At 25.4% G+C, this 26006-nt stretch carries 20 protein-coding genes and 3 tRNA genes; 12 read left to right on the top strand and 11 right to left on the bottom strand.

What is annotated here, in order from left to right; translation table 11 throughout:
- Position 1: 1 nt before the first annotated feature.
- The 7 genes from alaS to H0H53_RS00180 form a co-directional block, all read right to left on the bottom strand.
- Entirely contained in the window at positions 2-2695 is a 2694-nt protein-coding gene (alaS, locus tag H0H53_RS00210) for an alanine--tRNA ligase (RefSeq protein ID WP_185870538.1), read from the bottom strand.
- A gap of 1 nt (position 2696) precedes the next feature.
- Entirely contained in the window at positions 2697-3461 is a 765-nt protein-coding gene (locus tag H0H53_RS00205; protein WP_185870537.1) for a lysophospholipid acyltransferase family protein, read from the bottom strand.
- A 63-nt stretch (positions 3462-3524) separates the two neighbouring features.
- Positions 3525-6716 carry a cytochrome c biogenesis protein gene (ccsA, locus tag H0H53_RS00200; RefSeq protein ID WP_185870536.1) on the bottom strand — a complete coding sequence of 1064 codons (3192 nt, stop codon included), beginning with the start codon at positions 6714-6716 and terminating at the stop codon, positions 3525-3527.
- A gap of 356 nt (positions 6717-7072) precedes the next feature.
- Positions 7073-7840, bottom strand: a complete 768-nt coding sequence (locus H0H53_RS00195; RefSeq protein WP_185870535.1) for an MBL fold metallo-hydrolase — start codon at positions 7838-7840, stop codon at positions 7073-7075.
- A 54-nt stretch (positions 7841-7894) separates the two neighbouring features.
- On the bottom strand, positions 7895-8887 hold the full coding sequence (gene recA, locus H0H53_RS00190) for a recombinase RecA (protein WP_185870534.1): 993 nt from the start codon (positions 8885-8887) through the stop codon (positions 7895-7897).
- A gap of 82 nt (positions 8888-8969) precedes the next feature.
- Positions 8970-10058 carry a lytic transglycosylase domain-containing protein gene (locus tag H0H53_RS00185; RefSeq protein ID WP_238784271.1) on the bottom strand — a complete coding sequence of 363 codons (1089 nt, stop codon included), beginning with the start codon at positions 10056-10058 and terminating at the stop codon, positions 8970-8972.
- A gap of 110 nt (positions 10059-10168) precedes the next feature.
- The gene (locus tag H0H53_RS00180) at positions 10169-10360 is read right to left on the bottom strand and encodes a Sec-independent protein translocase subunit TatA/TatB (protein ID WP_185870532.1); all 192 of its coding nucleotides are present in this window, start codon (positions 10358-10360) and stop codon (positions 10169-10171) included.
- A gap of 169 nt (positions 10361-10529) precedes the next feature.
- Between H0H53_RS00180 and H0H53_RS00175 the strand changes: the two genes are divergently transcribed.
- The 5 genes from H0H53_RS00175 (at position 10530) to H0H53_RS00155 (ending at position 13772) form a co-directional block, all read left to right on the top strand.
- Complete coding sequence (locus H0H53_RS00175; protein WP_185870531.1) at positions 10530-11042, top strand: Lrp/AsnC family transcriptional regulator; 513 nt, start codon at positions 10530-10532, stop codon at positions 11040-11042.
- A 157-nt stretch (positions 11043-11199) separates the two neighbouring features.
- Complete coding sequence (locus H0H53_RS00170) at positions 11200-13221, top strand: HD family phosphohydrolase (RefSeq protein ID WP_185870530.1); 2022 nt, start codon at positions 11200-11202, stop codon at positions 13219-13221.
- A 211-nt stretch (positions 13222-13432) separates the two neighbouring features.
- Positions 13433-13520: transfer RNA gene (locus H0H53_RS00165), tRNA-Ser, on the top strand.
- A 3-nt stretch (positions 13521-13523) separates the two neighbouring features.
- A tRNA-Pro gene (locus H0H53_RS00160) sits at positions 13524-13598 on the top strand.
- A gap of 100 nt (positions 13599-13698) precedes the next feature.
- A tRNA-Arg gene (locus tag H0H53_RS00155) sits at positions 13699-13772 on the top strand.
- Positions 13773-13788: 16 nt separating this feature from the next.
- On the opposite strand, the gene clpP is transcribed toward H0H53_RS00155, so the two are convergent.
- Positions 13789-14493: an ATP-dependent Clp endopeptidase proteolytic subunit ClpP gene (gene clpP, locus H0H53_RS00150; RefSeq protein ID WP_185870529.1), complete on the bottom strand. Its 705-nt coding sequence runs from the start codon at positions 14491-14493 to the stop codon at positions 13789-13791.
- Positions 14494-14641: 148 nt separating this feature from the next.
- On the opposite strand from clpP, the gene H0H53_RS00145 reads away from it, so the two are divergent.
- The 4 genes from H0H53_RS00145 to tsaD all read left to right on the top strand — a co-directional run bounded on the left by H0H53_RS00145 (position 14642) and on the right by tsaD (position 18778).
- Entirely contained in the window at positions 14642-16126 is a 1485-nt protein-coding gene (locus tag H0H53_RS00145; protein WP_185870528.1) for a lipopolysaccharide biosynthesis protein, read from the top strand.
- Positions 16127-16128: 2 nt separating this feature from the next.
- Positions 16129-16482: a dCTP deaminase/dUTPase family protein gene (locus tag H0H53_RS00140; RefSeq protein WP_238784270.1), complete on the top strand. Its 354-nt coding sequence runs from the start codon at positions 16129-16131 to the stop codon at positions 16480-16482.
- 43 nt (positions 16483-16525) lie between these two features.
- Positions 16526-17548, top strand: a complete 1023-nt coding sequence (locus H0H53_RS00135; protein ID WP_185870527.1) for a sugar phosphate nucleotidyltransferase — start codon at positions 16526-16528, stop codon at positions 17546-17548.
- Positions 17549-17734: 186 nt separating this feature from the next.
- Complete coding sequence (tsaD, locus tag H0H53_RS00130) at positions 17735-18778, top strand: tRNA (adenosine(37)-N6)-threonylcarbamoyltransferase complex transferase subunit TsaD (RefSeq protein ID WP_185870526.1); 1044 nt, start codon at positions 17735-17737, stop codon at positions 18776-18778.
- Here the strand turns inward: tsaD and gcvP are convergent.
- Positions 18775-21663 carry an aminomethyl-transferring glycine dehydrogenase gene (gene gcvP / locus H0H53_RS00125; RefSeq protein ID WP_185870525.1) on the bottom strand — a complete coding sequence of 963 codons (2889 nt, stop codon included), beginning with the start codon at positions 21661-21663 and terminating at the stop codon, positions 18775-18777. The two genes, tsaD and gcvP, sit on opposite strands and share 4 nt — an antisense overlap.
- Positions 21664-21783: 120 nt before the next feature.
- Here gcvP and mdh point away from each other — a divergent pair, with 120 nt between their 5' ends.
- Positions 21784-22722: a malate dehydrogenase gene (mdh, locus tag H0H53_RS00120; protein ID WP_185870524.1), complete on the top strand. Its 939-nt coding sequence runs from the start codon at positions 21784-21786 to the stop codon at positions 22720-22722.
- Positions 22723-22757: 35 nt separating this feature from the next.
- Positions 22758-23312 (top strand): NAD(P)H-dependent oxidoreductase, encoded by a 555-nt coding sequence (locus tag H0H53_RS00115; protein ID WP_238784269.1) that lies wholly within the window; start codon positions 22758-22760, stop codon positions 23310-23312.
- Here the strand turns inward: H0H53_RS00115 and H0H53_RS00110 are convergent.
- Together H0H53_RS00110 and lptB are read right to left on the bottom strand one after the other, a co-directional pair.
- On the bottom strand, positions 23292-23921 hold the full coding sequence (locus H0H53_RS00110; RefSeq protein WP_185870523.1) for a thiamine diphosphokinase: 630 nt from the start codon (positions 23919-23921) through the stop codon (positions 23292-23294). The two genes, H0H53_RS00115 and H0H53_RS00110, sit on opposite strands and share 21 nt — an antisense overlap.
- Positions 23918-24649, bottom strand: coding sequence for an LPS export ABC transporter ATP-binding protein (gene lptB, locus H0H53_RS00105; RefSeq protein ID WP_185870522.1), 732 nt, complete (start codon positions 24647-24649; stop codon positions 23918-23920). The genes H0H53_RS00110 and lptB overlap by 4 nt, the downstream gene beginning before the upstream one ends.
- Positions 24650-24724: 75 nt before the next feature.
- Between lptB and H0H53_RS00100 the strand changes: the two genes are divergently transcribed.
- Positions 24725-25996 carry a peptidylprolyl isomerase gene (locus H0H53_RS00100; RefSeq protein ID WP_238784268.1) on the top strand — a complete coding sequence of 424 codons (1272 nt, stop codon included), beginning with the start codon at positions 24725-24727 and terminating at the stop codon, positions 25994-25996.
- Positions 25997-26006 lie beyond the last annotated feature (10 nt).

Genomic DNA, 26006 nt, shown 5'->3' with positions numbered 1-26006 from the left:
ATTATATCATTTTTGTTTTATCATTTAAATTTAATGATTTAATATATTTTGTAACCTCTTTTGAAACTAAACTTAATCCATATTTATTACTTCCTATAGAAGTAGCAAAAAACGATTTTCCCCAACATTTTCCATGAATATGATCCGTCATTTTTTGTATAATTTGGTGAGCATGAATATTAATCCTTTTAATAATGGAATCTGAAATAGATATCAAAACTATTGGTTTTTCTTTTTTGAGAAATCCTACTATCATAAATAGATTTGGTATTTCATGTCGTAAATCTAAAACAATTTTTTTAATAATATGAAGATCTAATTCTTTTTCTTCATTAGATATATCACAGATGTATGTCATAAAAGATAATTGGATAGCTTTAAAAAAATATTCTTTTTTGAATACTTTGATTTGATGAGAATATATTTTTTCAATTTCTTTTTTTAATTTTTTATTTAGTTTTTGCAAACTAAGAAAACTTTTCATTGGAGATTCCGGATATTTCATGACTTTTTTTAAGTATTCATATTGAATACAAATATTTTTTAAATGTTGAATAGCTTCTTTTGAAGTGGCTGCTTTTATTCTTCTTATTCCATATGAAATAGAAGATTCTGATAAAATCTTGAAAACTTGAATTGATCCAGTAGATTGAACATGGGTTCCAATACATAATTCAGAAGAAAGACCAAAAGTAATCACTCGTACTTTTTGTCCATATTTTTCATGAAAATCTCCATGATATCCTTTTTTTATAGCCTTGTGAAAAGGATAAGATCGTTTTTCTTCTAAAGGAAAATTAGAAAAAATTAGTTCTTGAACTAATTTTTCTATTTTATGTAATTCTTCAATTGTTATTTTTTGATGATGTGAAAAATCAAAACGTAAATAATCTTCTCCAATAAAAGATCCTTTTTGTTGAATATGTTTTCCCAAAACTTTTTTCAATGAAAAATGGACTAAATGAGTAGCTGTATGATTTTTTTCAATCTTTTCTCTCCTATCCTTATTCACAATAGCTTTAAAAGCTAAAGAAATATTTAAAGGAAGTTTTCTAACAATGTGGAGAATCATAGAATTTTCTTTCTTTGTATTTTCAATATAAATTTCTTCATCCATTTCATTTTTTATAATCCCAGTATCTCCTAATTGTCCTCCTCCTTCAGGATAAAAAGGAGTTTTTGAAAAAACTAATTCATAATAATAATTTTTTTGATTGTTAATCAGACTCTCTACTTTTCTATATTTTACAATTAAAATGTCACATTCTAGAAAATCATATCCTATAAAATTTTCATGATTAAAAGAGAAATTATCGTGAATTTGAATCCAATCTTTTTTTTTTATTTCTATTATATTCTTTTCTTTTTTAGATTTTTCTTTTTGTTTTAGTAATTCTTTTTGGAATGATTTTTCATCGATTAATAAATTATTCTTATCCGCTAATATCTTGGAGAATTCTATTGGAAATCCATAAGTATCGTACAATTTAAAAATTGTACTTCCATCGATCATTTTTTTATTTTTTTCTTGATATTTTATAATTATATGTTGAATTCTTTCATTTCCTTTTTCAATTACTTTAAAGAAAGAAGCTTCTTCTTCTTGAATCACATGTTGAATGTATTCTTTTTTATTTTTTAATTCAGGAAAAAAACTTTTCATCTCTCTTACTAAAGAATTCACAAATTTATAAAGAAAAGGTTCTTTTTGAGATAAAAAACGAGTCATATAAATAACGGATCTTCTTAAAATTCTTCTTATCACATAACCTGCTCCATTATTTGATGGTAACAAACCATCTGAAATAGAGAAAACAATAGCTCTTAAATGATCTGTTATGATACGGATAGAAACCTCTTGATCAAATTCTTTTTTATAAATTCCCCCTAAAGATTCTTTTATATCTCTAATTATTGGAAAAAAAATATCAGTTTCGTAACTAGAAGATTTACCCTGTAGAATCATACATAATCTTTCCAGTCCCATTCCTGTATCTACATGTTTTGTAGAAAGCTTTTCTAATGTTCCATCTGATTTTCGTAAAAATTCTATAAAAACAAGATTCCAAATTTCTATTACTTTAGGATGATCTTTATTTATAAGATATTTACCAGATAACTTTTCTTTTTCTTCTTTGCTACGTAAATCTACGTGAATTTCAGAACAAGGACCACAAGGGCCTATGTTCCCCATTTCCCAAAAATTTTCTTTCTTTCCAAAAAAGAGAATATTTGTTCTGCTTACTAACGATTCCCAGCATCGTAAAGTTTCTTTGTCCATGGATAATCCATCTTTTTCATCTCCTAAGAAAATAGATACGTATATATTTTTTTTAGGAATATTAAAAACTTGTATTAAAAGTTCCCAAGCCCATTCTATAGTTTCTTTTCTTGAATAGTCTCCAAAAGACCAATTTCCTAACATTTCAAACATAGTATGATGATAATTGTCATATCCTACATTTTCTAAATCATTCTGTTTACCAGAAATTCTTAGACACTTTTGAATGTTTACAATTCGTTTATATTCTGGATTTTTATGTCCTAGAAAGTAATCCTTAAAAGGATTCATTCCAGCATTAATAAAAAGAAGAGTAGGATCATTTTTTAGAAAAATGGGAAAAGAAGAAAAAATTTTATGTTCTTTTTTTCGAAAAAAATTAAGAAAAGTATCCCTTATATGTTTATATTTCATACTAGATGTTTTTTATACCATAATATTTAGGAGATTGTTCTATGGAATCCATAATTTTTTCCATTATATTATCAGTAGTATCATTTTTTATGTCTAATTTAATTGGTTCTTTAAATTTCATTTTTTGCAAAACTCCTTTTTTTTTAACTCGAATTCCTTTTTTATCATAAGCTTTTTGAAATCCATCTATAACGATAGGAACAACAATAGGATTAAATTTTCTTATAACATGAACAATTCCTCTACGTCCAGGGGCAAATGCTTTTGTCGTTCCTTGTGGAAAAGTTATCAGCCATCCATCATTTAAAGCAGTTCCCATCCGAGTAATCTCAGAAATATTTACAGATCTATTGACTTTTTTATCTCCTTCTCTCCATGTTCTTTTTACAGTAATAGCCCCTGAATAAGTAAACAATTTAGTAAGAAATCCTTGACTCATAGTCTCTTTAGCCGCTACATAATATAAATTTACTTTTGGATTCAAAAGATAAATAGGATTTTTTATAGAATTTATAAATCCATTTTTAACACTGCAGAAGACATGAAACATAGCAAAAACATCTGCAAAATAGGTTTGATGGTTAGAAACAAAAAGAACTCTTTTGTCCGGAAGATCTTTAATATATTCTGTTCCTTTGAGTTGTAATTGATTAAATCCATTATAACGATTATAAGAAATACAACCAAAAGTGAAAATTAAAAAACGTTTTATAAAATGTAGATTCCCAAATGCATCTCTAAACAGAGTACTTCCTTTTTTTTTCAATGTTTTTACCGTTCTCTTTTTTTGGATTAAATGAATCAATCAAGAACATATGCCAAAAAAATATTATACATTTTCGTATTTTTCATAATGTTTTTTGGAATAATACGATAGAATCGTAACAAATAATAAAATGAGCAAACTATAATAAATCCAATAAGGAATAAAAATAGGATCGCCTTTCGCATAAGAATGTAATCCGGATAAGTAATAGTTGACTCCAAAATAAGTCATTATAATGGAACTTATTGCTAAAATGCTAGAAATATTAAAAATAAATACACCTTTTAAACTTGGGACTAAACGCATATGTAATACAAAAGCATAAATCATTATGCTGATCAAAGCCCAAGTTTCTTTTGGATCCCAACTCCAATAACGTCCCCAACTACTATTGGCCCAAACTGAACCTAAAAAAGTTCCTATAGTCAATAAAAAAAGTCCTATTGTAATACTCATTTCATTAATAACAGTTAATTGATGAATATGAATTTTAATTTTTTTCTTATAATCGTATAAATTATTATTCCGTACTAATCCTAAAAAAATGTATAAAATCAAAACGAAAAATCCTAAAAATGCACCCGTGAAAAAAAAACCATAACTTGATGTGATGACAGCTACATGGATGATTAACCAATGAGATTTTAGAACTGGAACTAGATTCGTTATTTCAGGATCCATCCCATTTGATAACATTAACAAAATAGATGAAATTAATGCTGTAATTCCTGGAACAAATTGATTTTTATAAAATATAAATCCGACACCAACTAAACACCAACTAATAAAAATAGAAGATTCATATCCGTTACTCCATGGAGCATGTCCGGATATATACCATCTTGAAATTAATCCTAAAAATTCAAAAACAAACAGACCCAATAAAATTAGAATTAAAATTCTATCAATCCAATACATGTATTTTTTTTGAATAAAAATTTTTACAAAAGAAATTGTAAGAAGAATGATTCCAATCATCATATAAAGAAAAAACAAATTATAAAAAATATTTAATTTATTATAAATAATTTCTATAGTTATTTTTTTTTCAGAAGGAGAAATAGAAGAAGCATGTTTTAATTGATATAAACGTATTTTTTGAATTTCATTATCCGAAATTTTCCAATCTCTTTTATTTTGCGAATGAAACAAAGATTTTAAATAATTGTTTAGCATAAAAAAACCAATAGGATTAAAACTGTTATTGGAATCTGGTATTATCCAACTGGACCAAGTATGGTTTTTATCATTTGGAATAGGAAAGAGACGAAGATACTTTCCTTGAAAAATCCCATGAAGAACTCCTACTTTTTCACTAAGATTAATAACAGCTTTATCGTATTTATTCCTTTGAACAGGATTTTTAGAAAAAGCTTTTTCATAATCTTTTTGTAGAAGAAACTTCAATTTTTTTGATTTAGAATCAACAATATAAAGATCTATCAAAGAGACATAATATTTTCTATTTGCTCGTATTTTAGTTAAAAACTCATGTCCTCCTTTTTTATCTACTTTAATAAAAGGAATTTTAGTCCAAAAAAGATTATCTTGATGGATAGAAATCAACCATTGATTAGCATCTAAATTTTCTAGATAATTTTTTTTATGTATTTTACGAAGAAGTTCTATTGCAAGAGTATTTACTGGTTTTATTCTTCCTTTGTTATCCTGAACCAATAAACGGCCAAAATTCTCTCCATGTTCTCTAGAAATATGAATATTTTCAGAAATACTTTCTAAAGGAATCTTGTTAAAATCATGCATACTACTACTATTATTAGCATGAGTAAAAAAAACTCCTACAAATAATAGAAAGAATAAGAATACAGAAGTTTTAGATAAATCTTTTAATTTTTTTTTAAGAAAACTAAACCTAGTTCCTTTCCAAAATAGAGTAAGAAACATTCCTACACTCATGAAAACATATCCAATGTATGATAAATTTGTTCCTATGTAATCGTTATTTACAGAAAAATGTGTTCCTTTTCCATCTGGATCATATCCGGATTGAAAAAATCTATATCCTTTATAATTGAGGACATTATTCATATAAATGAAATAATTTTTATTTTTTTCTTTATCTATTAGTGTAACATGACTAATAAAAAAAGATGGAAATTCAGAACCTGGATAATTTTCTATTTGAAACTTATTTAATCGTAAAAAAAAAGGAAGATTCAAAAAAATAGATCCATATCCAAGAGATATTTTATAATTTTTGAATGATATAGGATCACTCATTTCGGTTACATTTTTTCCTCCTAAAAAAGTAATCAATTTTGATTGATTTTGAAATGATATTTTTGCAGTAATCGCATCTAGTAAATCATTATTACCTTCTTTTTCATTATTTTCATTCTTACATGATTGAATATATTCTAATTTTCCTTTTACAATTCCTTCAGGAATAACCCATTGTATTTCATGATTTTTATCTACTTTTATTTTATATAAATATTTTATTTTCAAAGGAGTAGAAGTATTTTTTAATAAAAAATCTATCTTTCTATTTCTCATATTGATACTTTTTCCGAAAAAAGAAGATTTTACATAAAGTTTATTATTTTTTTCAAAAATTTGTATTCCCAATGGAATTTTTCTATTCAAAGAAAAAATGATTCTGTTTATTTTTATTATTTCTCCATCTTGAATAAAATTTTCAGTTCTTCCTTTTTTGTTTGTTGAAATAATTTTGATAATTTTTTTTTTAGGTTTTTTTTTAGTCGTAGTAGAAAGAATGACTTTCGCACATGGAATATAATCTACAATTTTTATTTTCAAAATATTTCCTTTAAAAATAAATTTTCCTTTATATCCATTATGAAAAGAAGATAAAATATAAGGATCTTGATAAACCATTGTATGTGGTCCTTGATCCACTTGTAATTTGATATAGTTTTTTCTAGAAACAATTTCTCTGTTAGTTTCTCCTTCTCTGAGAGACATAGTCCCTTCAAAACTATAATATCTAGAAAAGATTCCCCCAATAAAAATAAATACAAATGATATATGAAAAATGAATAAAGGAAACTTCTTTTTATTCCATAATTTATATCTCCATATATTTCCTATCAAATTTATTATGATTAGAAATATTATCGTTTCAAACCAACTTGATTCATAAATAAATATTTTAGCTACATTTGTAGAATATTTTTTCTCTAAAAAAGTAGCTAATGCCATAGATAAGGACAATAATAAAAATAAAACTGCAGTAATTTTTGTAGAAAATAAAATATTTTTTAACGTTCGCATATTTAGTTAGTATTTTTTAATTTTTTATTTGATTTCCTTATCTAACTTAACATATTATTAATAACATATCCATTCTACTTCTTCTTCTTCTTAAGAAAGAATATATATATATAAAGAATAAATAATAGAAAGCTTTTTTTTAATTTTATTGATTATATATAAATATAATTAATCAATAAACTAAGTTAAGTAGTTAGGAAAAATAAATCGACTAAGCAAGAAGGAAAGGAATAAAAAAAATACGACTATAGTCGTAAGTAGTAGAGTAGGTAGGGTCGTTATTGTTAGTTTAGTCGTAGTTTAGTTAGTTAGTGGTGGTAAGGGAAAGGGAAAGTGAGTCTTTCTTTTTTATTTTCTTAATAAAGAATCAATCCATCATAAGCCAAATAAACATTTTTAGGCAATTGTATTTGAATTTCTTCATGAAATCCTAACAAATGACTAACATGGGTTAAGTAAGTTTTTTTAGGACTAATTTTTTGAATTGTTTTCAAAGCCTCAGATAATGTAAAATGAGAAGGATGTTTGGGAACTTCTCTTAATACATTTAAAACCAAAATATCTAATCCTTTTAATTGTTCCATTGTATGAATAGGAATGCTGCTTGCATCCGTTATATATGCAAAATTTTCTATACGAAATCCCAAAATAGGAAGCGGTCCATGCCATATGGATAAAGGAAAAACTTTAAAGTATTCTACAATAAAAAAATCCGTATAATTATCTAATTCATGAATAGATAGATTTGAAGTATTTGATTTCTTTTTTTCTGAAAAAATATAATAAAACCGTTTTTTTAAACTTTCTAATACGCGTCGTAATCCATAAACTGGAATAGGTTTTTTCATGTTAAAATTAATAGGTCTTATATCATCTAATCCTCCTATATGATCTTGATGTTCATGGGTTATGAAAATAGCATCCAATCTTTCATGATTACTTCTTAGCATTTGATAACGAAAATCTGGACTACAATCTATCAAAAAGTATTTTTTATTTTTTTCTATCATAATTGAACTTCTAAGTCTTTTATCTTTAGGATTTTTAGATAAACATACTGGATGTTTAGACCCAATAATAGGGATTCCTTGTGAAGTTCCAGTTCCTAAAAAAGTAATTTTCATATTTTTTATAGTTAGTTTTTATTACTATTATGAATATGAATAATAGAAAAAAAATTATTGAAGAGATTGATTCATTATATTTTTTTGCATTTCATTTAGAATATTTTTCTTCTCTTTTAAAAATTCTCTTACAGAATCCCGTCCTTGTCCCAGTTTCATCTCTCCATAACTAAACCAAGAACCGTTTTTTTTAATGATCCCTAAATCTACACCTAAATCAAGAATTTCTCCTATTTTTGAAATCCCTTCTCCGTATAAAATATCAAATTCTGCAGTTTTAAAAGGAGGGGAAAGCTTATTTTTCACTACTTTTACTTTTGTTCTATTTCCTAAAATTTTTTCTCCACTTTTAATTTGATTTCCCTTTCGGATATCTAATCGTATAGAAGAATAAAATTTTAAAGCATTTCCTCCCGTAGTAACTTCTGGATTTCCATATACACCAATTTTTTCACGTAATTGATTGATAAATATTAAAATACTTTTAGATTTTCCTATGCTAGAAGTAAGTTTTCTTAAAGCTTGAGACATTAATCTTGCTTGTAATCCAATTTTAGAATCTCCCATTTCTCCTTCAATTTCACTTTTAGGAGTTAAAGCGGCTACTGAATCAACGACTATCATATCAATGACTCCTGATCTAATTAAATTATCTACTATTTCAAGAGCTTGTTCTCCATTATCTGGTTGAGAAACAATTAATTCTTTGATATTAACCCCTATTTTTTTTGCATAAATGCAATCAAAAGCGTGTTCTGCATCAATAAATCCTGCGAACCCACCTGATCTTTGAGATTGAGTGATCGCATGCAAAGCTAAAGTTGTTTTTCCAGAAGATTCTGGTCCGAATATTTCTATAATCCTACCTTTAGGAAATCCTTTGATTCCTAAAGCAATATCTAAACTAAGTGATCCAGAAGATATGATTTCTAAATTTTCAATATGAGTATCTCCCATCTGCATTACTGTTCCTTTTCCATAGATCTTATCCATTTTCTCTAATACAAATCTTAAGGATCTTTTTTTTTGTTCAAATTTTTCATTCATAATCTTGAAAATAAATTTTTCTTCAATAAAGAAAAAAATATCTTATGTTCTGTTCATATCATAAAATGAAACACAATAATTATTAATTAATTATTTTTTTTCTCTTTTTTTGGAAAAAAATAACTTTTCCTGGGGATCTGAAAAAGTATTTTTCAGGTGGAAGGAGATCTCCAAAATATTGTGGATTGATCAATTTCAAATTTTTAGAAGAAAAAACAGAAATATTTAATGTAGAAGAAAATAATTTCAAAAACATTTTTTCTTTTTTTATAGGAATGAATTTCCTCTTTTTATGAAAATGATAAGGAGTCTCTAAGGGAGAATAGATATTATGTTCTTTGTAATAATTCATTACATAATTAATAGCAATAAATTTAGGAATATAATTTTTGGTTTCTTTTGGAAGTGCCTCCCACAAATTCCAAAAATCTTTTTTTTCTTTTCTATGACGGATTAATATTTTATCAATTTTTCCAGGTCCAGCGTTATAGGCGGCTAAAACCAATTCCCAATTTCCTATTTTCTTATATAAATATTTAAAATATCTACACGCAACTTCTGTAGATTTGACGGGATCATTTCTTTCATCATAAAGATGATTAATTTTTAGATTATATTTCTTTCCAGTTTCAGGCATAATTTGCCAAATTCCTTGTGCTCCAGCTTGAGATGTAATCGTAGAATTTAGATTTGATTCTATGATAGCGACATATTTTAATTCTTTTGGAAGATGATATTTTTCAAGTTTTTCTTCAAATATAGGAAAATAGTGATCAGATAATGAAATAATTTTTTCTATATGTTTTCCCATACGAAGATAACTTTCTACGGAAGCATGGACAATAGTATTATATTTTAGTATTTTTATTTGAGATTTTTGATTAAGATAATTTATCCTTGATTTCAATTCATCAACATTAATAGTAGTAATAATAATGTTGTTATTTCTATGTTTTTTTTGTCTATGTATCTGTTTTCGTAATTTTTTTCTACTAGAGAAATATTTTTTTTCGTATCCAAAAATTTTTTCAAAAATATTATCTATATATATTAAATCAATATTTTTGATAGGAGTTTTTTTATAATAAAAAAGAATCACCCTTCTTTGTTCAACAAATGGTTTCGATGCTGATTGGAGAATCAGACTTTTTAAGATTAGAACAAAAAACATAATATTTCTTCTTATTGTTGTCATTAATTAGTTGTAAAAAAAAAGCGCTAATCAACAAACAAACAGAAAATGAAATGAATTTGTGTAAGAAAAGAAAATGAAAGAAGTTTTTATTCTTCTTCTACTGCAGAATCTTCTTTTTCAGAAGCTTTTTTGAACTCTTTCAATCCTGTCCCTAATCCTTTCATTAATTCTGGTATCTTTTTCCCTCCGAAAAGTAAAAGTGCAAGAATAACAATGACCACAATTTCTGTGGTCCCAAAAGTTCCAAGTAGCGTGAAAAAAATAAAAACAAAATCCATTGTATGGAATTTTTATTCAAAGATAAAAAAAATTATGAAATTATCTTATAAATCAAAAAGTCTTTCATGAAAATTACAAAAATATATTGAAAAAGAATAGAATACATCTTAAAAAGAAAGTTTTGTATCTTGGTATTTTTAATATCTTTAAAAATAAAAATATAAAACAATGATTCTAAGATATAATACAGACGAAATTGACAATACTATTGTCAAAAAACTTAACATAAATGCTAGAACTCCATATACTGAAATTAGTAAACAAATAAGCAAAGAAATTAAACCTTTATCTGTTGGAACGGTTCATGTTAGAGTTAAAAAATTAGAAGAAGCTGGAATTATAAAAGGAAGTACATTGATCATTGGATATGAATCATTAGGATTTCATTTAATCGCTTTTGTAGGAATACTCTCTGATTCTAGAGAATCCCAATTAGTTAAAGAAGAACTAAAAAAAATTCCAAATATAGTACAATTGTACATTACTTCCGGAAAATATAATCTTTTTTGTAGAATTATAGCGAGAGATCCTTCAGACGCTAGAGATGTGATTTCAAAAATAGGAGAAATCAAAGGTGTTCTTAGAACAGAATCTACTATTTGTTTAGAAGAAAGCATTAATGATGAAAATAGATTACTATCCAATATATTACAGCAACATCAATCCAATCATCTTAATTGAGTTTTTTAATTTAATTAATATCATAAAAAACAATTAATAGAATAATATAATATAATTCTAATAATATAGATTATTGATTAGTTGATTTACAATTTTTGTAAAAAAAACATATTCATCCTTCCAAAAAATTGCATAGTTTCAATTTTTTATTAAGGAAATGTCTAAATTCTTCAGATTTGATACATATAAAAAGATCTTAGATAAGTTTTTAGTTACACTTATTACTGTCTTATCATTAACATTTTGTTTTCCAAAAAAAAATATTTTTCAATATGAATTTTCAAAAGGAAAAACTTGGATTTACGGAGATTTATTTTCTCCATTTAATTTGATCGTATTAAAAAATAATAAAGATTTCGATTTAGAAATTAAAAATCTAAAAAAAAATCAGAATATTTATTGTCATAAAAATACAGAAGTAGTTAAAAATATAAAAAAAAAATTGAAATTCTTCATAAGAAGAAATAAATTTTTTTCTTTTAAAAAAAGAATTACTAGTATAATAAATATTATATATAAATATGGATATCTAGATATAGATTTTGATAGTTTTAGAAAAAAAAAAGATATTTCCTTAATTTTTTATAAAAAAAAGAAACATTGGATATCCTTTTCGTATAAAAATGTTTATACTTCTAACAAAGTAAACGATCTTATTGAAAAAAAAATTTCTAAGAATAATTATCGTGAATTTCTTTTAAAAAGAAGATTAAAAAAAACTATTATCCCGGATCTTTTTTATGAAAAAAATTATACTGAAAAAATTTTTGATGAAAAAATAAAATCTATTCCTAAAATAAAACATTTTATTGCAAAAGGAGAAAAAATTATCAGAAAAAATGATCTTATTAATGGAGAAAAATTACAAATATTATCCTCCTTGAAAAAAGAATATGAAACTAGGAATAACTATTGTTTGATTGCAGGATATTTTTTAATAATTAGCACGATCTTTTCCATATTTATTTTATATATTTTTTATTTTCAAAATAAAATATTTCAAAATAATAGAAAAATTAACTTTTTAATAATTAATATATTCTTAATATCATTTATCACAATCATAACTTTAAAATATTATTCTAAAACATTATATTTAATTCCTTTTTGCATTCTTCCCATAAGTATTCGTGCATTTTTCAATTTTAATTTGAGTTTTATTATTCATATAACAACTATTTTATTACTATCATTGATTGCCCCAAATAGTTTCGAATTTATTTTTATTCAAATTACTACAGGTTTTTTAGTTCTGTTAACAAAAAAAAACATTTATAAAATGAAAAACCTATTTCTAGCTGTAGGGAAAATCACTGCGAGTTATATAGTTATTTTTTGTTCTCTGACTTTAATTCGTGAAGGGACTTTAGAAAATATTTCTTTTTCCACTTTTTTTCTATTTTTTTTTAGCGGATTATTAACTTTGTTTGTTCCCCCACTAATATTCATTTTCGAAAAATTATTAAATCTTACTTCAGATATTTCATTATTAGAACTTTCTGACATTAACACCCCCATATTAAGATTATTATCTCAAAAAGCTCCAGGGACTTTACAACATGTTTTAACAGTGGCCAATATAGCAGAAGAAGCTGCGGTTTCTATTGGAGCTAACTCTTTATTAGTAAAAATAGGAGCTATTTACCATGATATTGGAAAAATACCGAATTCCATATTTTTTACAGAAAATCAACACAATATCCCCAAAAACCCTCATGAACATTTAAGTCCAAAAGAAAGTGCCAAAATTATTTTGGAACATGTTCCAATTGGAATTCAATTAGCGAAAAAATACCATTTACCTGATCCTATTACCGATTTTATACGAACTCACCATGGAAATAGTATGGTTCATTTTTTTTATGAAAAACAAAAAGAAAAATATCCTAATCTTTGTATAGATAAAAAACAATTTCAATATTCTGGACCTAAACCATTTTCTAAAGAAACAGCTATTGTTATGATCTGTGATTCTGTAGAAGCTGCTTCAAAAAGTATAAGAAATCCATCTGATGAAGATTTAAATAATTTAGTAGAAAATATTATCAATAAACAAAAAAAAGAAAATCAATTTTCCAATTCAGATATCACTTTGAAAGAAATAGAAAAAGTCAAACAAGTTCTTAAAAAAAAATTGATCAATATTTATCATACTAGAATAGAATATCCTACTATGTAATTAATAGAGAAATTATTTGTTTATTTAATAGATCTACTTTAGATTTGTAAGAATCCGATAAGATAAGATGATCTAATAATAAATAAATAGATAAGAGAAAAGAATAATTGTGTTGTGTATGGATGGAATGGTCGTAAGTATAGACTAGGATAGTTAGTATTATTTTTTTTTAGTTTTAAGAAGAAATCATTAAAATACAAATACAATATGTGGAGAGTTGCCGGAGTGGTTAACGGAACAGTTTGCTAAACTGTCGGTAGAAAAATAATACCGCGTGGGTTCGAATCCCACATTCTCCGCTTCGGGGTATAGCGTAGTTTGGTTATCGCGCCTGGTTTGGGACCAGGAGGTCGTAGGTTCAAATCCTGCTACCCCGACGACAACCCAACCCAACACTCCCTTTGTAGAATTTTATTTTCTACTTATTATTTATTATTAACTTATAACTTAACTTTAACTATCTATTTTATGAATCACGATCACGTAGCTCAAATGGATAGAGCAACTGCCTTCTAAGCAGTAGGTCACAGGTTCGAATCCTGTCGTGATCACGACAATAATTAATAATTATTGAGATTCAGTAGTATGTTTTTCAGATTTTTTTTCTTTTTTTTTTAAAACTTCGTCTATCATTCCGTATTTTTTAGCTTCCTCAGAGGTCATCCAATAATCTCTATCTGAGTCTTTTTCTATTTTTTCAATAGGTGCATTTGTATGGATAGAAATAATTTCATAAAGTTCTTTTTTTAATTTTAAAATTTCACGAACTGTAATTTCAATATCTGAAGCTTGTCCATGTGTTCCCCCTATTGGCTGATGAATCATAATTCTAGAATGTTTTAATCCTGATCTTTTATTTTTTACTCCTGCACAAAGCAAAACTGCCGCCATGGATGCAGCCATTCCTGTACAGATGGTGGCAACATCTGGTTCAACAATTTGCATTGTATCATATATTCCTAATCCTGCATATACATCTCCTCCTGGAGAATTAATATAAATTTGAATATCTTTCAAAGAATCAACAGATTGTAAAAATAACAATTGAGCTTGTACAATATTAGCAACTTGATCCTCTATAGGAGTTCCTAAAAAAATAACACGATCCATCATTAATCTAGAAAAAACATCCATTTGAGCTACATTTAGTTTTCGTTCTTCAACAATATAAGGAGTTGTAGATTGAATATATCGATCAATTGTTAAACTATTAATTCTTTTATGTTTAGTTGCATATTTTATAAATTCTTCTGAATTTTTATTATAATCCATTATTTAGTTTAAAAAAAAGGAGTTTTCTTTTTCAAATTTACTCATATTTCTTATCATAAAAAATTTTCACATGAATAAAAAATGTAGAAATTAGAATGATTGATATGTTAAATTTTTGATAAAATTATTGAGTTTGTACAAAAAATTAATGATTCAAACCATTATCTATTCTATAGGTTCCATTTTTCCAAAAATTATTAATTATGCTTTTTTAAAATTTTTTACTCAATCTTTGAAAAGAGAAGAATTTTCTCTTTATACTGATATGTATGCCTTATCTTTCCTAGTTATAGCTTTTATTTCTTTTGGATTAGAAAATACTTATTTTAGATTTTTATCTAAAAAAACTTACGATAAAGAGGTTATTTTTTCAACAGGAGTTATTGTACAATTATTTATCACCTCTTTTTTTTTGATCATTTCCGTGAATTCAATAAAATATTTAGTTTCTATTGCTGGATATAAAAATCATCCAGAATATTTTTTCATGTTTTTTTTAATCATATTTTTTGATACTATTTGCATTCTTCCTATGGCTTGGCTTCGTATTAATGAAATGGCTTTAAAATATACTATTATAAATATGATTAACATATTAATACAATCTATTTTTATAATATATCTATTTTCTTCTTCTACTAAGAATTATTATGATTATTCATATTCAAAAACTGACTTTAACTCCAAATCCTATTTTTCTATTTTTGAATTAGTTAATTCTTTTACAGATAAAACAGGTTACATTTTTTTTTCAAATATGATTTCATCTTTAACTAATTTTTTTTTAGTTTTTCCTATTCTTTTAAGAGAAGTCTCTATAAAAAAATTTAATAAAATTATTGCTAAAAAAATGTTGAATTATGGAATTCCTATTATGCTTGGAACGATTGCTTTTTCTCTTAATGAAAACCTTGACAAAATTTTGATTAAAAGATGGCTTTCTGATGAAATTAATGGAGCTTATTCTGCATGTTACAAAATAGCATCTTTTATGAGTTTATACATTCGTGCATTTCGATTAGGAATTGAACCTTTTTTTTTTAAAAAATCAGAAGATTCTAATGCAAAATATTATTACGAAGAAATCACATATATGTTTATAATATTAGGATTAATATTTTACGTATTGATATGTGGAAATATTTCTATGTTTATAGGATTTTTAATTGATAAAAAATACCATCTTGCAATTCCCATTATTCCGATAGTGATGATGGGAAATTTATTTCTAGGAATTTATATCAATTTGTCCATTTTTTATAAAATTATAGATAAACCTATTATAGGGACTTATATTTCCTTATTTGGTGTATTGATTACTATTTTGTTTAATGGAGTATTTTTTTTAATAATTTCTAATCATAATAGTTTTATGATTCCCGCATGGGGGACATTTACTTCTTATGGAAGTATGGTTTTAGTTTTATATTTTTGGGGGAAAAAAAAATTTCTTAAATTCTGTAACTGTAAAAAAACATGGAAAATTATCATACATTTATTTTTTGCATTTTTTCTAGTAATAGTTATTACTAATGAAAATAAAATAGAAATTAGTCTCTTTTTACAATTTTTGTATTTAATCATAATTTTTGTATTAGAAATTCTTGAATTCAAAAAGAAATATACCCATTGACATTGATTTTAAGAGCTTATCTTAAAAAATCTATTTCCATTAATTTTTTGGAAAGAAGATTAATTTCAACAGGAATCTATATTCAATTTTCTGAAACTAGAAATAACTTTTTCATAAAAAAATTAATTGATACTAAAACGATCTGTTTAATTCATTTTATGGATAAGGAAAAAAAAAAATTTAAAGAAATAAAAGTTCTTATAATAAATATTTCTTTTAAACCTTTTCTTATTATACCTTATGAAAAAATAGGAATTATGAACATTACTAAAAATACTGAAATAAAATGGGAATCATCTGATATTCTAAATCAAAGCAGAAGAGGAAGCGATAGTTTTGGGAGTACTGGAATATGAAATAAATAATAATTTTTAATAAAAATTAAGAATATAAAATAATATGAAAATTATAATTCCTATGGCAGGAGAAGGATCACGGCTCCGTCCACATACTTTAAACACTCTTAAACCATTGATTTCTATTGCAGGAAGATCTATTTTGAAAAGATTATTGGAAAATTTATCTCAATCTATTTTTTCAATATCAATAAAAGAAATCATTTTTATCATAGGAAATGTAGGAAAAAAAATAGAAAATCAACTAATAAATATAGCCAACGATATTGGATTAGATGGAATCATATACTATCAAGACAAACCTTTAGGAACTGCAGACGCCTTACTTAAGGCTAAAGATTCTTTAAAAGGACCAACAATAGTTGCTTTTTCCGATACTTTATTTTATAATCATGATCATTTCGAAAAAATCAATTTCGATAATAATATCATATGGACAAAAAAAGTCAAAAATCCTAGTTTGTTTGGAATTGTAAAATGTGATCCTTCTACAGGATTAATTACTCATTTCATAGAAAAACCAAAAAAAAACATAGTATCGGATTTAGCCATTATTGGAATTTATTATTTTAAGAATAGTTCTATTCTTAAGAAAGAATTGCAATATATATTAGATCATGATATAAAAAATGAAGAAGAATATCAATTAACATCTGCGTTAGAAAATATGAGAAAAAAAGGAGAACGATTTATTATTCAAAAAGTTCAAGAATGGATGGATTTTGGAAACAAAAAAAGAACCATTTCCTCCAATTCAAAAATATTATCTATTGAATCCAATAAATTTGAATTAATTCATAAAAAATCCACTTTAAAAAATAGTTTAATTATAAAACCTTGTTTTATAGGAGAAAAAGCAATTATTGAAAATAGTATTATTGGACCTTATGTATCAATAGGAAAATATACGAAGATAAAAAACAGTAAAATAGAAAAATCTTTAATTCAAGATTATACAGAAGTTAGACAGGCGAATCTTTTCAATTCTATGATTGGAAATCATACTATCTATATTGGAAAAGCAAAAGAAGTTAATTTGGGAGATTATTCTCAATTTTTTTATTGAAACAAAATTTTTTGATAATTTGATTTTTTATTTTTATCTGTTATCTTTTTGTAAATTATTTGTGTTTGATTTTATTGAATATAAATTTTTATTAAATAGATTATTTTTTTTCTTTAATATTTATTATTCCTAAATGGAATGGGGATCAATCATGATTCGTTAAATATTGATTATATTTTTTTTATTATGGTTTATAAAAAAAAATCTATTGTAATTGGAATAGAAACCTCATGTGATGACACTGCGGTATCTGTTGTTAATAGAAATAGAAATGTATTATCTAATATCATTATTCATCAAAAAATTCATAAAAAATATGGGGGAGTTGTTCCGGAGTTAGCTGCAAGATTGCATGAAAAATATTTAGTAAAGGCTGTAAATATGGCTATTTCATCTGCAAAAATAAACAAAAATCAAATAGATGCTGTATCTTTTACGTTGGGACCAGGATTAATAGGTCCTTTATTAGTAGGAGCTTCTTTTGCAAAATCATTTTCAATGGGATTGAAAATTCCTTTAATTGGCGTCAATCATGTTCAAGCACATATTCTTTCTCAATTTATAAAAAAAGGGAATCTCAATAAGAGTTATTATCCAATATTTCCTTTTTTATGTTTAATGATAAGTGGAGGACATACTCAAATAGTAAAAGTCAATGATTTTTTTAAAATGGAGATATTAGGATCCACTTTAGATGATTCTGTGGGAGATGCTTTCGATAAAATAGCTAGGATGTTTGGATTTTCTTATCCTGGTGGTCCAAAACTGGAATATTTTTCTAAAAATGGAAATTCCAAAAAATTTATTTTTTCAAAACCATTAGTGAAAGGATTAGATTTTAGTTTTAGTGGATTAAAAAGTCATGTTATGCAATTTATCAAAAAAAAATCAAAAAAAAATCCATATTTTGTTCAAAATAATTTGTCAGATTTATGCGCTTCTATACAAAGAATTATTGCAGAAATTCTTTTGGAAAAGGTAAAAAAAGCTATTGCAGATACCGGAATTTTTAGAGTTTCTTTAGCAGGAGGAGTTTCTGCTAATAATGAAATTATACGGCATTTTCTTGTTCTTGAAAAGAAAAACAAAAAGTGGGAAATTTTTATTCCAAAAAAAAAATATGCAACAGACAATGCTGCTATGATAGCCATAACAGGATTGCTTAAATATGAAAAAAATATTTTTGATCCTATTAATGTATGTTCATATTCAAAATTTCAAACATTTTAAGTACATGTACAAATCAGATTTCTATCTCCATATCCATCATTTATGCGATTGATTGAAGGCCAAAATTTTCTTTCTTTTACCCAATCCAATGGGTAAGCCGCTTTTTTTCTAGTATATGGGTATATCCAATTATTTTCTGTTAGTAAATCTAAACTATGCGGAGCATTTTTTAATACATTTTCTTCTTTAGAAAATTGACCTTCTGCAATTTCATTAATTTCTTTACGTATATTTATCAGTGTTTCAATAAACCGATCTAATTCATCTTTAGATTCACTTTCCGTAGGTTCTATCATCATACATCCTTCTACAGGAAAAGAAATAGTCGGGGCATGGAATCCATAATCCATCATTCTTTTTGCAATATCTATTACTTCTATTCCAATAGTTTTTTTAAAATTTCTGCAGTCTATAATCAATTCATGTGCTACTGTATTATTTTTTCCTGAGTATAATATTGGATAATAATTTTTTAATTTTTCCTTTATATAATTAGCATTTAATATAGATATTTCTGTACACTTTTTAAGTCCATCTGGTCCCAATAAACGAATATAAGCGTAAGAAATAGGTAAAATAAGAGAGGATCCATATGGAGAGGAAGAAATTGTTAATGTTATTTTTCTTTTCCTTTTTTGGAAAGGATGATTAGGAAGAAAAGGAGATAAATGAGGCGCAACACAAATAGGGCCCATTCCAGGACCACCACCTCCATGAGGAATAGCAAAGGTTTTATGGAGATTAAGATGACAGATATCTACTCCTAAATGCGCTGGTTTGATTAACCCTACTTGTGCATTCATATTGGCCCCATCCATATAAACTTGTCCTCCATTTTCATGAATCATATCTATTATTTCTTTTACATGTGATTCGTATACACCATAAGTAGAAGGATAAGTGATCATAAATACGGATAAAAAATCTTTATTCTCTTTTGCTTTTTTGAATAAATCATTTTTATCAATGGATCCATCTTTTTGAGTAGAAATTAAGATCACCTTCATACCAGCCATCATTGCTGATGCAGGATTCGTTCCATGTGATGAAGAAGGAATTAATGCTATATTTCTTTTAGATTCGTTCCGTGAATGATGATAAAATTTTATGACCATTAGTCCAGCATATTCTCCTTGAGCCCCTGAATTAGGTTGTAAAGAAATTCCATGAAATCCAGTTATTTCCTTTAAATATTTTTCTAAATTTTGAATAATAAACTGGTACCCCTTAGATTGATTGTCAGGAACAAAAGGGTGTATATTTCTCCATTCATATTGACTTAAAGAAAATAATTCTGCAGATGCATTTAATTTCATAGTACACGATCCTAATGGAATCATTGAATGTGTTAATGAAAGATCTTTTCTTTCTAATTTATTGATATAACGAATTAGTTCATTTTCTGAATGAAATTTATGAAAAATTTTATGTTCTAAAAAATTAGAAGTTCTTTTAAAAAAACTAGGAATCCTACTACTATATTTTTCTTTTTTATTTTTTTGAATAAATTTTTTTGGATTATCAACTTCATGAAAAATAGAAACAATATGATCAATATCTTTATCACAAGTGGTCTCGTCTAAAGTAATTGTTAAATGATTTTTATCTATATATCTAAAATTTGTTTTTTTACGTTCAGCTACTTGTTTTAATTTTTCTAAAGAAAAAATTTTTGTTTTTTTTATTCCAATTCTAAGAGTATCAAAATAAAATCTATTTATTTGATTAATATGATCAATGTTATTAACTAATAAAAATTCAAGTTTTTTAGTATGTTGATGAATATTTTCTGCTATGATTTTTAATCCTTTTGCTCCATGATAGATAGCATACATGGATGCCATTATAGCAGGTAAAACTTGTGATGTACAGATATTAGAAGTTGCTTTTTCTCTTTTTATATGTTGTTCTCTTGTTTGTAGAGCCATACGAAATGCTTTTTTGTTTTTTCTATCCACAGATTCTCCAATAATTCTTCCTGGAAGAAGACGTTTATATTTTTCATGAGTAGAAAAAAAAGCCGCATGAGGCCCTCCATATCCCATAGGGATTCCAAAAGATTGTGTAGATCCTACGACAACATCTGCTCCCCATTCTCCAGGAGGTTTTAACAAAGTTAAAGACATCAAATCCGTGGATATTATTACCGATATGTTTTTTATTTTTGCATATTTTATTGTTTCACGATAATCATAAATTTCTCCTAAAGAAGAAGGATATGATAGCAATAATCCAAATATTTCTTTCTGATTGTATTTTTTGTTTTGTATATTTTCATGAGAATCTTGAATGAGGTTTATTCCTATTCCATAACATCTTGTTTTTATAATATCAAATGTTTGCGGAAGAATTTCATTTGAAACAAAAAAATATGGATAATTTTTGATACGTTTTCTTTTTAAATAATCTTTATAAATCATGAACATAGCATCAGCTGTTGCAGTTCCTTCATCTAACATGGATGCGTTGCTGATATTCATTCCAGTAAGATTTGAAACCATAGTTTGGAAATTGATTAATGCTTCCAAACGTCCTTGAGATATTTCTGATTGATAAGGGGTGTAAGGAGTATACCAATTTGGATTTTCTAAAATATTTCTTTGAATAACTGCTGGAGTTATAGTATTCTTGTATCCTAATCCTATATAAGAACGATAAATTTTATTTTTTTTACTAATTCTATAGATGTGATTTAAATATTTATATTCAGAAATGGAATTAGGAATATTTAATTTTTTGTTTAAACGTATTTCTTTTGGTATTGTTTTATTTATTAACTCTTTGATAGAGTTACATTTTAATATTTCTAACATTTTTTGAATTTCTTCGTTGGTAGGACCTATATGTCTATAATAGAATTTTGTTATTATGAAATCCTTGTTCATAACAATGAATATTTAATTATCATTATACAAATACAAAGATAATTAGATAAATATTTTTATAATTATCATTCAAAATTGATAAAATCATACATACATTTGTTGTATCAAACAAAATATAAAATGAAAATTACTATTATCGGAGCAGGAAATGTAGGGGCATCATGTGCCAGTCTTTTATCTCAAAAAGATATAGTGAGAGAAATTGTTTTATTAGATGTTAAAGAAAAATTCGCTGAAGGGAAAAGTCTAGATATATCTCAAATGCTTTCCATTGTAGGATCAAATACTCATGTTGTTGGTGTAACTAATGATTATTCAAAATCGAAAAATTCTGAAATTATTATTATTACTTGTGGAATTCCTAGAAAACCAGGAATGAGTCGTGATGATTTAGTGAATACTAATGCTAAAATTATTCATAATGCAACTAAAAAATCTATTTTTTTTTCTCCAAAAGCAAAATTGATAATAGTATCTAATCCACTGGATGTAATGGCTTATGTTAGTTTTCTTACATCTAAAGTGGATTCTTCTCGTGTAATAGGAATGGCTGGAATATTAGATTCAGTTAGATATCGTTATTTTTTATCAAAAAAGTTAAATTGTTCTTCTCATGATATTCAATCTTTGTTATTGGGGGGACATGGAGAGACTATGGTTCCTTTATATAGATATACTTCTATATCTGGTATCCCAATACGGGAATTTTTATCAAAAGAAAAAAATCAGGAGATCATTGAAAAAACAAAAAAAGGTGGAGAACAAATTGTAAATTTATTGGGAACATCTGCTTGGATGGCTCCTAGTGCATCTGTTGTTCAAATGGTGGAATCTATTTTAAAAAACTCTAAACGTATTTTCTCATGTTCTGTTTTTTTGAAAGGAGAGTATGGTTTGAAAAATGTATATTTAGGAGTTCCTGTTATTTTAGGAAAATCTGGAGTTGAAAAAATTATAGAATTACAATTAAACAAAGAAGAAAGAGATCTTTTAAAAAATTCTGCAAATCATATAAAAAATATGATGAAAGAATTAAAATTAAACGATATCAATTTTTAATTTTCATTTTTTTTATCATGAAAATAAAAAATATTTTGTTTTTAGTAGCTCATCCTAATATAAAAAAATCTATTTTGAACAAAAAAATTGTAAAAAGAATTCATGATAAAAATAAAGGAGAAGAAAAAATTATTATACGAAATTTATATAATATTTATCCCGATTTCAAAGTTAAAGTAAATGAAGAAATAAAAATTCTTTTTAATGTGGAATTTATTGTTTTTCAATTTCCATTTTATTGGTACAGTTACCCATCTCTTCTGAAAGAATGGAAGGACAAAGTTTTTACAAAACTATATAATGATGGAAAAAACTTTCTTTCAGGAAAACATTTATTAGTATCTATAACTTCTGGAGCAGAAGAGAATTCTTTTCATGCTGGATCTAGAAATAATTTTACTATAGATGAATTTTTACGCCCCATTCAACAAACTGCATTTGTTCTTAATATGATTTATCATGGATATGTGCACATTTCAATGAATTCATTGAATAATAATGATATAAAAAATCATTCATATGTTTTGGAAAAACATGCGGATAAAATTATTTTTAAAATAAATCAATATTTATCTTTCTATAAAAATTAATAATTCACCTTTTTTGTAATTTATCTCTATTTTATTATCAATTGCTTCATTCCTAATTCCTATGCATTTCCCTATTTTTAGAAATTTGTTAGTAAGAGAATATTTTAGCCCATGAGTTGATAATCCTTCTACTTTTGGAAATGGAAAAAGAGATATCTTTTTATTTTTTTTCTGGTAAAAAAAATTTTTTTTACCAGAAAAAAAATAAGAATGATAATTATCATGAAAAATAATGGATAATTTTTTTTTATATTTCAAGGCTGTAGATAAATTTCCTAAAAAATGATCTTGTTCTTTTCCACTAGATCCCCAAACGTTTATATTGAAATAACCTTTTTGATATATTATTTTTAATGCTTTATCAAAATCTGTATAATTTGGATCATCAATTTCAAAAAAAAACTTATTGTCTAAATTGTAGACATTTTTTTTTAAAGAATCAAAATCTCCTATTACACAATCAACTTCTATTCCTAATTTTTTTAGATAGGAAAAAGCTCCATTGACAGCAAATATTTTTTCATAAGAAAAATTTTCTTGATAGAAAGTTCTTGGGGGGTCTCCATTTAAAAATAATCCTACTTCTGGTCCTAGAAAACGGTGATTCATTCTTTTACGATTTTATTATAAAAAAAAAACGATTTTCTTCCTAGATAAACTTTTTTGACTACGGGATCTTGTATTAATTCTTTAGAAGTCCCTTTTTTTAATATTTTTCCTTCAAACATTAAATAAATACGATCTGTTATTAGAAACGTTTCTTGAACATTATGATCAGTTATCAATATTCCAATTTTTTTTTCTTTCAAAGAAAAAATAATTTGTTGTAATTCTTCTGTAGCTATTGGATCTATTCCAGAAAAAGGTTCGTCTAAAAGAATAAAATTAGGATTTACAGCTAAACATCTAGCAATTTCAGTACGTCTACGTTCTCCACCAGAAAGAAGATCTCCACGTATTTTTCTAATATTTTGCAAACCAAATTCTTCAATCAATTTTTCTGTTTTTTCTTTTCTTTCTTTAGAAGAATTTTTTTGCATTTCTAATATGCATAAAATATTATCTTCCACAGATAATTTTCTAAAAATAGATGGTTCTTGTGCCAAATATCCAATTCCTTTTTTAGAACGTTGGTATATGGGATATTTAGTGATGTCTTCTCCATTAAGAAGAATTTTTCCTATATCAGGTCTAATCAATCCTACTATCATATAAAAAGAAGTTGTTTTTCCAGCTCCATTAGGCCCTATTAATCCCACTATTTCTCCATTTTTTAATTGTAAAGAAACATTTTTTACTATATGTTTTTTACATATATTTTTGACTATTAATGTCATAGTTTTTTTTTTTTTGTGAAAAGGTAGATTGAAAATATTTTTTATATTAAATTGCAAAATTGCAAATTTAATAGTATGAATGATATCATCATAAATATGATTAAGAAATATTTTCTTATTATTTCTTTGTTTTTTCCTACTTATTTTTCTTTTTCTTTGGATAAAGAAAATGGAGATAAAGTAAATGGGATTTCTGCAGTAATAGGAAATGAAATTATTTTAGATTCTGAAGTAAAACATTATTTAAGTTCTTCTGATAAAAAAATGACCTTTTGCGAAGGATTAGAAAATTTGATCATTCAGAAATTAATACTCTATCATGCAAAAAAAGATCCTAATATAAAAGTCTATGATCAAGAGTTAGATTCACAAAAAAAATTTACAAATCAAGAATCTTTTTCAGAAGAATTAGAAAAATTAAAAGATAATCAATATATAGAAAAATATCATCAAAAAATTATTAAAAATCTAGAAATATCCCCTAAAGAAGTGAAATCTTTCTTTTTTAAGAATAAGTATTCTTTACCAAAAGTTCCTAAACAAGTTAGGATATCCTATATGGTTTTTTATCCAAAATTAAGTGAACTACACCGAAAAAAAATTATTGATTACTTAAAAAAAATAAAAAATGAAATCCATTCAGATATGGATTTTTCTATGAAAGCTATTTTATTATCCGAAGATATCTATTCGGCATTGAAAGGGGGACTGATTCAGGGAATCAAAAAAGAAGATCTATCAAAAGAATTTGAACGTGTGGTTTTTTCTTTGGAAGAAAAAGAAATTTCTGAACCTTTTGAAACAGATTTAGGATTTCATTTAGTTAAACTGGAAAAAAAAATAGGGAATAAAATAGATATTAGACATATTTTAATCAAACCTAAATATACGGAAGAAGAATTTTGCAAAACAAAATCATTTATTCAATTAGTAAAAAAACGAATTATAAATCATGAAATTATTCCTAAAACAATTTTAGATGGAAATGACATTATATTTATTAAAAATCCAATAAAAATCATGAACATGAACATGAATTTTTCTTTTATATGGAAAAAAAATTTATTTGAAGAAAATCATCTATCAGAAAAAATGAAAAAGGCATTACATCATTTAAAAAATGGGGAAATTTCTGATCCCTATAAAGAAATTATCAATGGAAAAGAAGTTTTCTTTATTGTTAAATTATTGGAAAGAATTCCTTTTCATTCTATTTCTTTAGAAAAAGATTATCCAAGATTAAAAAAACTTGTGAAAAACATTAAAAAAAAACATGAGATTAAAAATTGGGTTAACAATCAATTAAAAAAAACTTATTTCTTAAAAATAGAAAAATCTTGTACATGATTATTCTTTA

The sequence above is a fragment of the Blattabacterium cuenoti genome, assembly GCF_014251955.1.
Lineage (GTDB): Bacteria > Bacteroidota > Bacteroidia > Flavobacteriales > Blattabacteriaceae > Blattabacterium > Blattabacterium cuenoti_L.
The sequence above is the reverse complement of the archived record's forward strand: the minus strand, read 5'-3'. Positions and strand labels throughout refer to the sequence as shown.

Excerpts from the sequence above, each read along its gene's own strand:
- H0H53_RS00175 (WP_185870531.1), top strand. The coding sequence starts at position 10,530 with ATGATTCTAAGATATAATACAGACGAAATTGACAATACTATTGTCAAA.
- clpP (WP_185870529.1), bottom strand. The coding sequence starts at position 14,493 with ATGGATTATAATAAAAATTCAGAAGAATTTATAAAATATGCAACTAAA.
- lptB (WP_185870522.1), bottom strand. The coding sequence starts at position 24,649 with ATGACATTAATAGTCAAAAATATATGTAAAAAACATATAGTAAAAAAT.
- H0H53_RS00145 (WP_185870528.1), top strand. The coding sequence starts at position 14,642 with ATGATTCAAACCATTATCTATTCTATAGGTTCCATTTTTCCAAAAATT.
- H0H53_RS00180 (WP_185870532.1), bottom strand. The coding sequence starts at position 10,360 with ATGGATTTTGTTTTTATTTTTTTCACGCTACTTGGAACTTTTGGGACC.
- tsaD (WP_185870526.1), top strand. The coding sequence starts at position 17,735 with ATGGTTTATAAAAAAAAATCTATTGTAATTGGAATAGAAACCTCATGT.
- ccsA (WP_185870536.1), bottom strand. The coding sequence starts at position 6,716 with ATGCGAACGTTAAAAAATATTTTATTTTCTACAAAAATTACTGCAGTT.
- recA (WP_185870534.1), bottom strand. The coding sequence starts at position 8,887 with ATGAATGAAAAATTTGAACAAAAAAAAAGATCCTTAAGATTTGTATTA.
- gcvP (WP_185870525.1), bottom strand. The coding sequence starts at position 21,663 with ATGAACAAGGATTTCATAATAACAAAATTCTATTATAGACATATAGGT.
- mdh (WP_185870524.1), top strand. The coding sequence starts at position 21,784 with ATGAAAATTACTATTATCGGAGCAGGAAATGTAGGGGCATCATGTGCC.
- H0H53_RS00195 (WP_185870535.1), bottom strand. The coding sequence starts at position 7,840 with ATGAAAATTACTTTTTTAGGAACTGGAACTTCACAAGGAATCCCTATT.
- H0H53_RS00185 (WP_238784271.1), bottom strand. The coding sequence starts at position 10,058 with ATGTTTTTTGTTCTAATCTTAAAAAGTCTGATTCTCCAATCAGCATCG.
- alaS (WP_185870538.1), bottom strand. The coding sequence starts at position 2,695 with ATGAAATATAAACATATAAGGGATACTTTTCTTAATTTTTTTCGAAAA.
- H0H53_RS00110 (WP_185870523.1), bottom strand. The coding sequence starts at position 23,921 with ATGAATCACCGTTTTCTAGGACCAGAAGTAGGATTATTTTTAAATGGA.
- H0H53_RS00100 (WP_238784268.1), top strand. The coding sequence starts at position 24,725 with ATGAATGATATCATCATAAATATGATTAAGAAATATTTTCTTATTATT.
- H0H53_RS00135 (WP_185870527.1), top strand. The coding sequence starts at position 16,526 with ATGAAAATTATAATTCCTATGGCAGGAGAAGGATCACGGCTCCGTCCA.
- H0H53_RS00170 (WP_185870530.1), top strand. The coding sequence starts at position 11,200 with ATGTCTAAATTCTTCAGATTTGATACATATAAAAAGATCTTAGATAAG.